Annotated in this window: 8 protein-coding genes; 5 read left to right on the top strand and 3 right to left on the bottom strand. The window is 74.2% G+C overall.

The genetic code is table 11. The annotated features are described in order from the left end of the window. The first annotated feature begins 5 nt into the window (after window positions 1-5). Complete coding sequence (locus ACIP5W_RS34915) at window positions 6-587, top strand: SRPBCC family protein (RefSeq protein ID WP_401481972.1); 582 nt, start codon at window positions 6-8, stop codon at window positions 585-587. Between the two features lie 323 nt (window positions 588-910). After that, on the top strand, window positions 911-1,201 hold the full coding sequence (locus ACIP5W_RS34910) for a hypothetical protein (protein ID WP_401481970.1): 291 nt from the start codon (window positions 911-913) through the stop codon (window positions 1,199-1,201). A gap of 161 nt (window positions 1,202-1,362) precedes the next feature. Here the strand turns inward: ACIP5W_RS34910 and ACIP5W_RS34905 are convergent, their stop codons facing one another. Beyond that, window positions 1,363-3,351 (bottom strand): BTAD domain-containing putative transcriptional regulator, encoded by a 1,989-nt coding sequence (locus ACIP5W_RS34905; RefSeq protein ID WP_401481968.1) that lies wholly within the window; start codon window positions 3,349-3,351, stop codon window positions 1,363-1,365. A gap of 260 nt (window positions 3,352-3,611) precedes the next feature. On the opposite strand from ACIP5W_RS34905, the gene ACIP5W_RS34900 reads away from it, so the two are divergent. The 3 genes from ACIP5W_RS34900 to ACIP5W_RS34890 all read left to right on the top strand — a co-directional run bounded on the left by ACIP5W_RS34900 (window position 3,612) and on the right by ACIP5W_RS34890 (window position 7,984). After that, a complete protein-coding gene (locus ACIP5W_RS34900; protein WP_401481966.1) occupies window positions 3,612-4,214 on the top strand; it encodes a sigma-70 family RNA polymerase sigma factor in 603 nt (200 codons plus the stop codon). A 129-nt stretch (window positions 4,215-4,343) separates the two neighbouring features. Beyond that, entirely contained in the window at window positions 4,344-6,392 is a 2,049-nt protein-coding gene (locus ACIP5W_RS34895) for an AAA family ATPase (protein ID WP_401481964.1), read from the top strand. 440 nt (window positions 6,393-6,832) lie between these two features. Further along, complete coding sequence (locus ACIP5W_RS34890; RefSeq protein WP_401481962.1) at window positions 6,833-7,984, top strand: P1 family peptidase; 1,152 nt, start codon at window positions 6,833-6,835, stop codon at window positions 7,982-7,984. Between the two features lie 223 nt (window positions 7,985-8,207). Here the strand turns inward: ACIP5W_RS34890 and ACIP5W_RS34885 are convergent, their stop codons facing one another. Next, complete coding sequence (locus ACIP5W_RS34885) at window positions 8,208-8,963, bottom strand: thioesterase II family protein (protein WP_401481960.1); 756 nt, start codon at window positions 8,961-8,963, stop codon at window positions 8,208-8,210. A 94-nt stretch (window positions 8,964-9,057) separates the two neighbouring features. Continuing rightward, a partial coding sequence (locus tag ACIP5W_RS34880) for a thioester reductase domain-containing protein (RefSeq protein ID WP_401481958.1) occupies window positions 9,058-13,412 on the bottom strand: 4,355 nt, incomplete at its 5' end.

The raw sequence follows: 13,412 nt of genomic DNA, 5'->3' as shown, positions 1-13,412 counted from the left end.
CCGCCATGCCCGTTCCCGCCGCGACGAAGCTCGCCGCCCTGACCACGACCCTCGTCCTCACCGCCTGCGGCGCCGCCCAGGCCCTCCCGGCCGGGCACGACACCGCGTCCACCGTTTCCACCCGCCGCACCGCCGACGTGCAGATCGACGAGTCGGCGCCCGTCATCACGCGGGCGAGCATCCTCGTCCACGCCCCACTGAGCGTCATCTGGAAGGTGCAGACCGACGTCGAGAACTGGCCCGCATGGCAGCCCGAGGTCGACGTCGTCACCAAGGAGACCCCCGGCCGCCTGCGGCCCGGCTCGGTGTTCCACTGGTCCACCGAGGGCCTGGACATCACCTCCACCGTCCGGCAGGTCGAGCACGGCAAGCGCCTCGCGTGGGGCGGCCCCGCCCAGGGCATCACCGCCGTCCACGTCTGGACCTTCACCCGGACCGGGAACGGCGTTCTCGTGCACACCGAGGAGTCCTGGACGGGAGCCCCCGTCGTCGCCGGCCAAGCCGCCCTGCAGGCAGCCCTCGACAACTCCCTCCACAACTGGCTCACCAACCTCAAGCGCGAGGCCGAGGCCCGGGCGGCACGCTGACGGCGCGTCGAGGAGCGTGCGTCCCCGCCGCCACCGGCCGGAAAAAAGGGTGAACCGGATCGGCGGAGAGCCCGTTGAAAGGGTCGGGGCAGCGCGCGGCCGGTCACCGGACCACTGCCGGAGGCCACCACGCGCCCTTCGGTACGCCGGGCCGGGCGCCCGCGGCGTGTGCGGACGGCCGCACACGCCGCGGGCGCCCGGCGCCCGATCAGGCCGCCACCGGGCGCACGCGCGCCCGGTGGCGGGGGGCGTGGAACCCCTGACCCGACGTTCACGCAGGAACCGCCCGCGACAGGCCCGGACCGGGCAGAAAGCGATACGACATGCACGTCAACCTGAACGCCGTGATGGGCGCGGTCATCGTGATCGCCTTCGGCGCCACCGCCCTCGCCAGGGGCCGCTGGTCCGGCCCCTGGTGGCTGGTGCTGATCGGCGCCGTGGTGACCTACCCCTTCTCCCACATCCTCATGGACCGTCTCGAGGACGCTCCCGGCGGCTGGCTGCGCGGAGTGTTCCAGGTGTCCTGCGGGATGCTCATGGCCGTCCTGATCGCTCCCCTCCACCACCGCCTGCGCAGGCCGGACGGCCCGCCCGGTCGGGAACCGGTACGGTGACGTCGCCCGTCCACGTACCGGCGCGTGCGCTTCGGCGTCCGGGCCGCTCGGCGCTCGGACGGCGAGGCCGGGTCTCACGTTCCCCGCGGTCCCGCCGTGCTCTCCCGCGCGTTCCGGCGGGCCTCGTCCACCAGCGGGTGCGCGGGCGTCACGCGACAGGTTCACCGCACGCTGCCGGCGACCGGAGACCGGGGGCGGCGGCTCCCCTCCCCGGGCGTCCGGTCACCGCACTGGCAGGCCCGGTCCATTCTCCGAACCGACCGCTCGGTCTCCTCCACCGCCGAGGCCGGCCCCGTCGGCGTCACGGGGGCGGCGGCGACCGCGTGGTGCAGGTCTTTCCGCCCCGCGAGCAGGTGCGCGGCCTGGGCGTGCAGCGTCTGGCGCCGTGCCGGGCCCAGTTCGGCGAGCACGGCCCGCAGCAGTACTCCGGCGGGGAACCGGTAGCCACCGGGCTGGTGCGGCGACTCCCGCTCCCCCCACGACAGCAGCCGCCGCGCAACAGCCTCGTCCGCCAGTTCGAGCACCTGCGCGACGGGCATCCCGGTGAGCCGGCCCACGACCCTCATGTCGGGCCGGTCACCGCACACGGCGGCGCTGTCGACGACCTGACGTGCGGGGAGCGACAGCTCGGCCAGCCGGGTGCGAACCAGGCTCTGCACGGCCGGCGGCACACGAACGTGTCCGCCCGCCCCACCGTCCGGCGACTGCTTCAGCAACTGGGCGAGCAGGAAGGCGTTGCCGCCGCTCAGTCCGTGCAGCTCCCGCGCGCGGTCCTCCGGCACGCTCCCGTCGGCGAACACGCCCAGAACGTGCCGCACGGCGGCTTCCGAGAGCGGAGCGAGGTCGACCCGGTCGGCACCGCACCTCGCCAGCTCCGTCAGGAAGCCCTCCGTGCAGGTGCCCGGCTCGTCCACCGTGGTGCACAGCACCGCGAGCGCCGCATCGCGCAGTGTCCGCGCGTGCAGGGACAGCAGGGTCCGCACCTCGGCGGACGCCAGGTGGACATCCTCCACGACGCACAGGACCGGTACGGACGTCCCCGCCCCCTCGGCCAGCTGCTCCAGCGTCTCGGCGAGCGTGCGCATCTGCCTGTCCGGACTGCGCGTCGCCGGGTGGCTTCCCGAGGTGCACCGTACGTGCACGACGTCCGCACCCGTCTCGGCGGCCCGCCGGGCGAGTTCGCCGGCGACCCGGCTCTTGCCCGCACCCGGTTCCCCGGACACCACCGCCCATCCGGTGCTGCCCGCGGCGGCGTCCCGCAGCATGCGTGTCAGCCTGTCCAGTTCCTTCTCCCGTTCCGGCACCTGCCACCGGTCGTCGGCCAGGGGCACCGCGGGCACCGCGGGCACGGTCCCGCAGACGGGTGCGACGGACCGGAAGGGCGGCCGCAGCAGTTCCGTGTCGTGGCGCAGAATGGCCATCTGCGTCTCACGCAGGGCCGGTCCCGGATCGAGGCCGAGGTCACGGGCGAGCAGCGTGCGTACCGTCTCGTAGCACCGCAGCGCCTCCGCGTGCCGCCCCGCGGCGTACAGCGCGCGCATGAGCAGGGCCCACGACGCCTCGCGCAGCGGATCGCGTTCCACGAGCCGTTCCGTGCCGATGATCGCCTGGGTCACGTTGCCCTCCTGGAGCAGCAGGGCGGTGCGCAACTCCTCGGCGGACAGCCTCAGTCCTTCGAGCCTGCCGGCCTCACCCTCGGCGAACCGGTGGCCGGCGGCGTCGAGGAGCGGGGTGCCCCGCCACATCGCCAGCGCCCGCTCGATCTCCCGGCGGGCCGCGTCGACGCGGCCGGCGGACGCCAGCGTGTGGGCCTGCTGCACGGCCCGTTCGAACCGCACCGAATCGAGCTCGTCGGGGAGCTGGTGCAGGACGTACCCGCCGGGAACGCTACGCAGCACCTCGGCCTGGTCCCGGCGCGCCCGGCCGGGCTCCAGCACCGCGCGCAGCCTGCTGATGTGCGCGTGCACCGAGGACAGGGCACTGGGTGGGGGACGGCCGTTCCACAGGTCGTCACAGAGCCGTGTCACACCGACGGTTCGCCCGTTCTCCAGAAGCAGCCGCAGCAGCAGGGCACGCCGCATGGGCGGCCCCAGGTCCAGCACCTGAACGCCTCGCCGCACTTCCAGAGGGCCCAGCAGACAGAACTTCACGAAGGCACCTCTCTTGCGTCGGCGCCACCATCACGCACAACAGTGCTCACCCGACAGACCGAACCCTGCTCACTTCGTGCTCGGTCCCACCGGGCCGGTGCCCGGCCCGTCGTCGGCGCCACGCGCGTCCGGGCCGGCAGGAGGACGGCAAGAGGACGGCAAGAACCGGACAAGCGGCCCTCCCCACACTGAGGACGACACCGCCGGCCGGCGGTGCGGCCGAGCCGGATTCAGCGCACACAAGGGGAGTCGCGGGCGTCATGGGGAACAGCACGACGGAACGGGAGCCCGGGCCCGTCCCGGGGACGGGCGCACCGCCGCGCGGTGCGGGGCCGACACGTCCCGGTCCCGCCCGTACGGACTGCGAACACTTCGTGCACGTGGTCTACGAGCAGCACGGCAGCTCGCTCATGCGCTTCGCGGCCCGTCTGCTGGACGGTGACTGGGACCGGGCCGAGGACATCCTCCAGGAGGCCGCCGTCCGCGCCTGGCGGCACATCGGTCTGCTGGGCCGGCAGGAGAAGGGGCTGCGCCCGTGGTTGTTCACCGTCGTACGCAACCTGGTGATCGACGATCAACGGGCGCGTCAGATCCGTCCCGTCACCGCGGGCCCCTTCGAGCAGGCCGTCATTCCCGTCGCCGACCACGTCGAGCGCACCTTGACACGGCACGTCGTCACCGACGCCCTGCGGGATCTGACCCCTCAGCAGCGGCAGATCCTGCACCACATGTACTTCCGGGGGGACAGCGTCGCCGAGGCCGCCGAGGCCCTCGGCATCGCCCAGGGCACGGTGAAGTCCCGCACCTACTACGCCATGCAGGCGCTGAGGACCGCGCTGCGCGACCGGGGCCTTTGCTCCTGACCCCGGGGCACCGGGAGGGCGTCCGGCGCGACCTGCCGTCCTGCTCTCCCCGTCCGCCGGTGGCGGACCGCGGCCGGCGCGGAGTCCGCCGTCGCACGCGAGCAGGTCCGGGATTCCTAAAATACGCTCGTGACAGTTGATTCGAGGAACCTGGCGAGCCGTCTGCGGGCCGCTCGGAACAGGACGTTCGTGGGACGGTCCGGGGAGGTGGAGCGTTTCCGGGCAGCCCTCGACGGCGTCCAGGGAGCGGGCCCGGTCTTCTACGTCCACGGCCCCGGCGGCGTCGGCAAGTCGACGCTGCTGCGCCGGCTGGAGGACGAGGCGCGGCAGGCGGGCCGCCGGATCGTCCGGGTGGACGGCCGTCGGGTGAACCCGTCCCCGGCCGGGTTCGAGGCCGAGGCGGGCGACGCCGTCGGCGACACCGGCGTCGTGCTGTTCGTCGACGGGTTCGAGCGCTGCCAGGGGCTGGAGGGATGGCTGCGGGACCGTTTCCTGCCCGGCCTGCGCGAGGACGCCGTCGTCGTCGTGGCCGGACGGCGCCCGCCGAGCGCCGAGTGGCTGTGCGATCTGGCCTGGAACGACCTGCTGGAAGTGCTCCCGCTCGACGTACTGGACCCGCCCACGGCCGCCGCGCTGCTGGAACGGCGCGGAGTGGCTCCGGCCCAGCGCGAGGCCATCCTGGCCTTCGCGGGCGGTCACCCGCTCGCGCTGAGCCTGGCGGCCTCGGTGGCGCTGTCCGGTACCCCGGACACCTCCGAGTGGTCCCCGGGCCCCGACGTGATCGCCACGCTGCTGTCCGTCCTCGTGGGGGAGCTGCCCTCGCGCGACCACCGGCTGGCGCTGGAGACCGCCGCCCACGTGCTGACGACGACGGAGAACCTGCTGGGCGCGGTGGTCGGCGAGGACCGGACCGCCGAGATGTTCGCGTGGCTGCGCTCGCTGCCGTTCGCCGAGTACGGACGGCAGGGTCTGTTCCTGCACGAGCTGGTCAGCGACGTCCTGGACCACGACTTCCGCTGGCGTGACCCGGACGGCTACGAGCAGATGCACGTCCGCACCGGCCACCACCTGCTCCAGCGGGCCAGGACCGCCTCGGAGACGGAGGCGATGGGGGCGATCCGCGCACTCACCTACCTCAAGCGGTACGGGCCGATGGAACCGTACTTCAAGAGGATCGACCGTGAGGGAGACGCGTACGAGGACGTCCTGCGTCCCGACGACCACGAGCAGGCGGTCCGCATGACCCTGGAGACCGAGGGGCGCCGCTCCGCGGACATCGTCCGCTTCTGGCTCCAGGAACAGCCCGGCGCGTTCCGCATGTACCGCAGTGCTCAGACGGGCGAACTCCTCGCCTTCATGCTGTGGTTGCGGCTGTCCGACCCACAGGTGGGCGGCACCCTGGACCCGGTCGTCGCACAGGCCTGGGCCGCCGTCGCCGACAGGGGTTCGCTGCTGGCCGACCAGCACATGCGGATGAGCCGCTTCATGATCCACCCGGGCGCCTACGGGCAGATATCGAGCATCGGGCACCTGATGCAACTGCGTATCTGCAGCGACTGGGTCCGCTCCCGGGGCCTGGCCTGGTCGTTCATCACCACGCCGGACGCCGAGTTGTGGGGGCCGCTGATGGACCACCTCGGTCACGAGGAGATGTTCCGCACGCCCTGGGAACAGCAGCGCACCTTCACCACCTTCGCGTGCGACTGGCGGGTGACGCCCCTGGAGATCTGGTTCGACCGCACCCAGCCGGGAGCGCTCACCGAGACCCCGGCCACGCCGGTGCCGGAGGGCACGCCCGGCAAGGTGCTGCCGAGAACGGAGTTCGACACGGCCGTACGCCAGGCACTGCGGGATCTGCACCGGCCCGACGCCCTGCACGGCAGCGCCCTCTTCGCCAGCCGACTGTCCACCCGGTTCGGCTGGACCACGCAGCAGGAACCGGTGGAGGGCCTGCGGCACACCCTGGTCGCCGCCCTGGACGAGCTGAAGCGGGACCCCAGGTCGGGCAAGCAGCACCGGGCCCTCGCCGTCACCTACCTGCGTCAGGCGTCCACCCAGGAAGCCGCCGCGGCACGGCTGGGGCTTCCGTACAGCACCTACCGCCGGCACCTGGCCGAAGGCCACAAGCGGCTGTGCGAGGTGCTGTGGCACTGGGAGCTCGGCGGCAACCCCCGGTAGGCGACGGCCGCCTCACCGTCCGTCCTGGGGGCACGGTGCGCCCGGCCGAGCACTGCCGGCGAGACGGACGGGGAGCTCGAGGGCACCCGCCCCCGCCGCCTACGGTCACCGTGCGGCCTGCTGCCGCCGCCGCTCGGGTCGGTCGGCCACCCTGTGCCGGTTCCCGCGCCCGGCCGTGCCGCACCAGCGCCGGCCGGCGGACCGGGACAGGTCCCGAACAGCCGGGTGCGCTCCGGGCCGGGGCACGAAGACCGGCGCGTCGACGCGTTCGGTGGCCGAAGCCGCCGTCCGGCGGGTGGTGCTGCACCTGCCGGCGAACCTCGTTCGGACCAGCGCCCCGCCTGTCGCCGGGGCGGGCGCCGGTCCGGTCGATAGCGTCCGGACCGGCTGCCGCCGAGCCGAGCGGCGGATCCATCGGCGTGCTGCACGGAAGAGGTCCCATGACGTCCCGACCCATCCGCCTGCTGGCATGCGGGCTCGTCTCCGCATCGGCCTTGGCCTGCCTGGCTCCGGGAGGCGCCCGTGCTTTTCCGGAGGCCACGCCGAAGAAGGCCGGCAACGGCGTGCCGGGCCGGTTCAACGCCATCACCGACGTCCCGGGAATCCGGGTCGGTCAGGTGCAGTCGACCGAACCGCCCTATCTCACCGGCTCGACCGTGGTGTACACGCCGGGCGAACCGGTCGCCGGTGTCGACGTGCGCGGCGGATCCCCGGGCACGTGGATGACGGAGATGCTCAGCCCCGCCAACGCCAACCCGGGGACGGACGCCATCGTCCTCACCGGCGGCAGCGTGTGGGGCATGGACGTCGGCGTCGGTGCGATGCGCTGGCTGGAGGACCACAAGAAGATCACGATTCCCGTCGTGCCGGGAGCGGTGATCTACGACATCGGCAGAGGAGGGGACGACAGGGCCCGGCCCACGGCCTCCTGGGGCTACCGGGCGATGGACGCGGCCGAGGGCGGGCCGGTGCGTCAGGGCACCGTGGGCGCAGGGACGGGAGCCGTCACCGCGAACGGCTCCCTCAAGGGAGGCGTGGGCACGGCCAGCGTCGAGCTGGACGACGGGACCGTCGTCGGAGCGCTGGTCGTCGTCAACGCCCTGGGCTCCACCGTCGATCCGAAGGACTGCACGCTGTACGGGGCCGAGCTGGGCATCGGCCGTGAGTTCGCCGGGCTGCGGAAGCCCTCCCGCGCCGAGTGCGAGCCGATCGAGGGGACGGCCCGCGACCGCAACACCACGATCGCGGTCGTGGCCACCAGTGCGAGCATGGAGAACGCGGCGGTGACCAGGATGGCCACCGCGGCACAGGACGGTCTGGCCCGGGCGATGAACCCCGCCCACACCCTCCACGACGGCGACACCGTCTACTCGGTGGCCACCGGCACCGGCCGGAAACTGGCCAACGACAACGACGACGACACCCCGGCCCTCGCCCGGATCGGCGCCGCGGCGGCCGACACCCTCTCCCGCGCGGTCGCTCACGCCATGCTCGCGGCCACCTCCGCGCGACAGTACAAGAGCTACTGCGACACCTATCCCTCGGCCTGCGCGAACCTCCACCGGCAGCAGAGGCGCGGGGAAGGCGCCTGACATCAGGAGGAGGCCGCCCACCCGGCCTGAGGATGCCGCCCCGCCCGCTCCTGCCCGGTGACCGCGCCTCGCCGGCCGGGACGCGGTGTGTCTGCGTGGGACGGCATGAGCGACGGGCAAGAGCGGGACACCGCGCCGGCACGAGCGGTGCAACTGCGGGAACGAGGCCGGGCAGGGTGCGGGTGGGGCACACGGCGTCCGCCCCGTCGGGTGCCGGGCCCGCTCACACCCTCGTGGGCTGTCCGAGGAGCGTGCGCACCGCCTCCGCCACCGACGGGAGCCGGGTGTCGAGGTAGAAGTGGCCGCCGTCGAAGGTGAGGAGGTCGCCCGGGCGCGTGGAGTGGGCGAGCCAGCCGCGGGCGTCGTCGACCGGGACGACCGGGTCGGCGGTGCCGACCATGACGGTCAGCGGGATGTCGAGGGGCGGTCCCGGCAGCCAGCGGTAGCGGCTGAGGGCCGCGTAGTCGGCGCGGAGGGTGGGCAGCACCATCTCCAGCAGCTCGGGGTCGTCCAGGACCCGGCTGCCCGTGCCGCCCAGGCGGCGGATCTCGGCGATCAGGGCCGCGTCGCCCGCCAGGCGGTCGCTCGCCCGGGGCTCCGTGCTCGGGGCGCCGCGCCCGGAGAGGATCAGCCGCCGCGGGGTGACCAGGTCGAACTCGGCCAGCACGCGGGCCGTTTCGTAGGCGACGACCGCGCCCATGCTGTGGCCGAAGAACGCGTACGGGCGCTGCGGGGCGCGGGCCAGTTCCTCGGCGACGGCCCGCGCCAGATGGGTCAGCGAGGTCAGCGCGGGCTCCAGGCGGCGCTCCTGACGTCCCGGGTACTGGACGGCCACCACGTCGATGTCGGGCGCCAGGGCCCGGGTCAGGCCCAGGTAGGCGCTGGCCGCACCGCCCGCGTGGGGGAAACAGATGAGCTGGAGCTTGCTGCCCTCGGCGCTTGCGAACCGCCTCAGCCAGCGGCTCTCCACTACGGACATGTCGGGTCCAATCCAGCGGCCGCCGCGCTCCGCCCGGCGATGCGGTGTAGGGCGCGGCAGCCGCTTGTCGTCGCGAACGGCTGACAGGGACGGCTCAGGGGCGGGCGGAGAGGTGCGCGGCCGCGTCCACCGGCGGGAGGAAACCGGCCTCCGTGAAGAAGGTGACGTACCGCCGGAAAAGGTCGACGGTCATCTTCGGGCACTCGATCCCGGTGTCCGCCAGCGCCCGTTCGGCCACGCTCGTGTCGACCGGCGGATAGAAGGTTCCGTCCCCCCTCGCCATCATCTCGAAGGCCTCCAGCAGCGGAAGCATCACGTTGTCGGGGTCCGACCGCACCAGGGCGCTCCAGGAGTCCCGGTCCAGCTCCTCGAGGGAGTGGCCCTGCGCCCTCAGTTCGGTGACGAACTCGGCGAAGGTCATGTGACTCTGGTTGTAGAGGTGGAAGGTGCCCGGACGGACCCGCCCCGACAGCGACAGGGCGACCAGCGCGGAGCTGACGTAGTCCACGGGCGTGAGCGGGACCGCGACGTCCAGGCCGGCCGGGGCGGCGCCCGCCTGGATGAGCCCGCGCAGGCTCAGCCAGACGAAGTCGCGGGTCTGGCAGGCGCCGTTGACCTGGTCGCCCGAGACGACGTCCACGCGGTAGACGGAGACCGGCAGACCTCGGTCGCGGGCGATGCCGATGACCTGCTCGGCGACCCACTTGCTGCGCAGGTAGCCGCTGGGCAGCGCCTCGGCGGGCCCGGTGGGGTCGTCCACCTTCAGCGGACGGCCTCCCGTCTCCTGGCCCGCGAAGACCCCGGTGGTGGACAGGTGGTGGACCGGAACGGTGCGGTGCCGTGCCGCGAGCCGCAGGACCTCCCGCGTGCCGCCCACGTTGGCCGCCTTCAGCGTGCCGAACGGGTGCAGCCAGTGCACCTGGGCGCCGCCGTGGTAGACGACGTCGACGGTGCGGGCGAGGTCGTCGAACTCCTCCTCGCCCAGGCCGAACCGGGGCTCGGCGAGGTCACCGACGACCACCTTGATCCGGGCGGGGTCCACCTCGTCCCACACGCGGTAGTACTCCAGGTTCTCGCGCAGCCGCCGCAGGCCGTCGGCCGCGTCGCTCGCGCGGACCAGGCAGTGCAGGGTGCCCCGGGTGGCGCGCGACAGGTCGCGCAGCAGGAACGCGCCGAGGAAGCCGGTGGCGCCGGTCAGGAAGATGTCCGCCGGGTCGTCGACCTGCCGTACGACCTCGGCGGCGGGCCGGATCGCCTCGTCCAGGCGGATCTCCGCCGCGTAGTCCTCATCCCGGTGGGCGGCCGCTGCCGCGGCCGTGTCGTCGCCCGTGCCGTCCGTGCCGTCCGTCAGGGCGGTCCGCAGGAACTCCGCCAGGACGCGGGGGGTGGGGTGGTCGAAGACCAGGGTGCCGGGCAGGCGCAGGTCCAGTTCCGCGGCTAGGCGGTTGCGCAGTTCCACCGCGGTGAGGGAGTCGAACCCGAGCCCGGTGAAGGGCTGTTCGACGGCGAGGGACGACGGGTCGCCGTGGCCGAGGACCGCCGCCGTGGCGGTGAGCACCACGTCCAGGACGAGGGCGAGCTGTTCGCGTTCGCCGGCCACGGCCAGGCGCCGTGCCAGATCGTCCGCCGTGCGTTCGGAGTTGGCGGCGGCGCGCCGCACCGGCCTGCGCACCAGGGAGGCGAACAGCGGCGGCACCTGCGCGGGACGCTCGCGCATCGCGGCGAGGTCCAGCGGGGTGACGACGGGGGCGGGGTGCGGCAGGGCGAGAGCGAGGTCCAGCAGCCGGGGGCCCTGCTGCGGGGAGATGACGCCGAAGCCGGCGCGGGTGATGCGGGCGATGTCGGCCTCGTCGAGGTCGCCGGCGATGCCGGAGTCCTGGGCCCACAGCCCCCAGGCCACGGAGCTGGCGGGCAGGCCCCGGGCGGCGCGCAGGGCGGCGAGTCCGTCCAGGAAGGCGTTGGCCGCAGCGTAGTTGGCCTGGCCGGCGCCGCCGATGACTCCCGCGACGGAGGAGAACAGGACGAAGGCGGACAGGTCCAGCCGCTCGGTCAGTTCGTGCAGGTGCCAGGCGGCGTCGGCCTTGGGCGCGAGCACGGCGTCGAGGCGCTCCGGGGTGAGGTCGCCGACCAGGCCGTCGTCGGTGACACCGGCCAGGTGCAGGACACCGGTCAGCGGGTGCTGGGCGGGTACGGCGTCGAGGACGGCGGCCAGGGCGGCACGGTCGGCGATGTCGGCGGCGACGACGGTCGTCGTGGCCCCCAGCGCGGCCAGTTCCGCCCGCAGGTCCTCGACGCCCGGCGCGGCGGGGCCCCGGCGGCTGACCAGGAGCAGGTGCCGCGCTCCGTGCTCGCCCGCCAGGCGACGGGCGAAGAGGGCGCCGAGGCTGCCGGTGCCACCGGTGATCAGGACGGTGCCCTCGGGGTTCCAGCGGCGGGCGCCGTCGTCCTCGGCACCGGGGGCACCGGGGGCACCGGGGGCGACGGGGGCGCGGGAGGCGCGGGGGGCGCGGAGCACGCTCGGCAGCAGGACGCGGCCGTCGCGGATCGCGGCCTGGGCGGCGCCGGAGGCGACCACCGCGGACAGAGGGCCCGCGAGGGCGTCCGGATCGGCCGTGTCGGCGTCCACGAGGACGATCCGGTCCGGGGACTCCGACTGCGCCGAGCGCAGCAGACCCCACTCCGCCGAGCCGGCCGGGTCGAGGAACTCCTCGTCCCCGGTGGCGACGGCGCCCCGGGTCACCACGACCAGCGGTACGGCGCCGGGCCGCTCGTCGGCCAGCCACCGCTGGACCAGGCCGAGGGTGGCGCGGGTGCGGGCGTGGACGGCGGCCACGAAATCCGTGCCCCGCGGGTCGGCGGCCGGCCGGAACACCACCACCGCGTCGGCCTCGCCGCGTCCGGCCCGCGCGGTCGCCTCGGCCAGGGTGAGGTCGCCGGTTCCCTCGACGGCGGGGCCGCCGGCTTCCTCGCCGGTGGGGGTGACGGTGGGGCGGTCGAAGTCCTCGCCGACGACGGCGAGGGCCGGGGCGGTGGGAGGTACGGGCAGCGGGGTGGTCCGCCAGTGCACGCGGAACAACGCGTCGGCGTCCCGGGCCAGGGCGCCGCGCACCCGGCCCGCGTCCACGGAGCGGCTGGTCACGGCGCGGGCGAAGGCCACGGGGCGCCCGGAGCGGTCGGCGAGACGCAGGGCGACCGTGTCCTCGCCCGCCGGGACGAGGTGGGCGCGCAGGGCGGTGGCACCGGTCGCGTACAGCTGGAATCCGCTCCACTCGACGGCGAGCGTCTCGGCGTCCCGTTCCGCGTGCGGGCCGGTCAGCGCCACGGCGTACAGGGCCGAGCGCAGCAGCGCCGGGTGCAGGCCGAAGTCGGCGGCCTCGCCGTGCAGCGCCTCGTCGAGGACGAGGTCGGCGAACACCTCGTCGCCGAGCCGCCAGCCGGCCGTGACGCCCCGGTCCGTGTCCGTGTCCGTGAGGGCGAGCGCGGCCGCCCCGGCGGGCGGCCACGCGGCCGGGGGCGCGAACGGCGCCCTGGAGGTGCCGTGGCCCAGCCGCCCCCGCGCGCACTCCGTCCACGGCAGGTCGCCGCCGTCGTCGGGGCGGGCGTACAGGGTGAAGGCCCGCTCCAGGTCCGCGTCCGGTTCCCCGACGGACAACTGGAGCTGGAGCCGGCCGTCCTGCGGCAGCGTCGGCGGCAGGTCCAGCACCAGTGACTCCACGGCGCCCGCGCCGAGCTCGTCACCGGCACGCACGAGGGCGTCCACCAGGGCCTCCGGCGGCAGCGCGGTCGCCCCGAGGACGGTGTACCGGGTCAGCCACGGGTGACTGCGCACCGAGACGCGGCCGGTGAACAGCGCGCCCCGGCCGTCCGCGTGTTCCACCTGCGCGCCGAAGACCGGGTGGCCGCCCGAGCGGAGACCGAGACCGGCGGCGTCCAGGGAACCGGCGGCGGGCTTGATCCAGTACCGCTCGTGCTGGAAGGCGTAGGTGGGCAGGGGCGACTCGACGCGGCGGGCGCCGGTACCGGCGAAGAAGGCCGGCCAGTCCACCCGGACGCCGTGGGCGTGCAGGGAGCCGACGGCCTGGACGAGAGTCCGGGTTTCGTCGTGGTCGCGGCGCAGGAGGGGGAGGGCGGTGGTGTCGTCGAGGGTGTCGCGGGTGTCGCGGGTGAGGGCGGTGAGGACGGCGTCGGGGCCGATCTCGATGAACACGCCTGCCCCGGCTTCGCGCAGGCTGGTGAGGGTGTCGGTGAAGCGGACGGTGCCGCGGATCTGGTCGGTCCAGTACTGGGGGGTGGTGAGTTGGTCGGCGGTGGCGAGGTGTCCGGTGAGGGTGGAGACGAGGGGGATGCGGGGTTGGTGGTAGGTGAGGGAGGCGGCGATCTGGTGGAACTCGTCGAGGATGTCGTCCATGTGGGGGGAGTGGAAGGCGTGGGAGACGGTCAGGAGTTTGA

The sequence above is a fragment of the Streptomyces sp. NPDC088766 genome (genome assembly GCF_044750845.1).
GTDB lineage: Bacteria > Actinomycetota > Actinomycetes > Streptomycetales > Streptomycetaceae > Streptomyces.
Note: the sequence above shows the minus strand (reverse complement) of the source record. Positions and strands in the feature narration are given on the sequence as shown.

Excerpts from the sequence above, each read along its gene's own strand:
- ACIP5W_RS34885 (WP_401481960.1), bottom strand. The coding sequence starts at position 8,963 with ATGTCCGTAGTGGAGAGCCGCTGGCTGAGGCGGTTCGCAAGCGCCGAG.
- ACIP5W_RS34915 (WP_401481972.1), top strand. The coding sequence starts at position 6 with ATGCCCGTTCCCGCCGCGACGAAGCTCGCCGCCCTGACCACGACCCTC.
- ACIP5W_RS34900 (WP_401481966.1), top strand. The coding sequence starts at position 3,612 with ATGGGGAACAGCACGACGGAACGGGAGCCCGGGCCCGTCCCGGGGACG.
- ACIP5W_RS34910 (WP_401481970.1), top strand. The coding sequence starts at position 911 with ATGCACGTCAACCTGAACGCCGTGATGGGCGCGGTCATCGTGATCGCC.
- ACIP5W_RS34890 (WP_401481962.1), top strand. The coding sequence starts at position 6,833 with ATGACGTCCCGACCCATCCGCCTGCTGGCATGCGGGCTCGTCTCCGCA.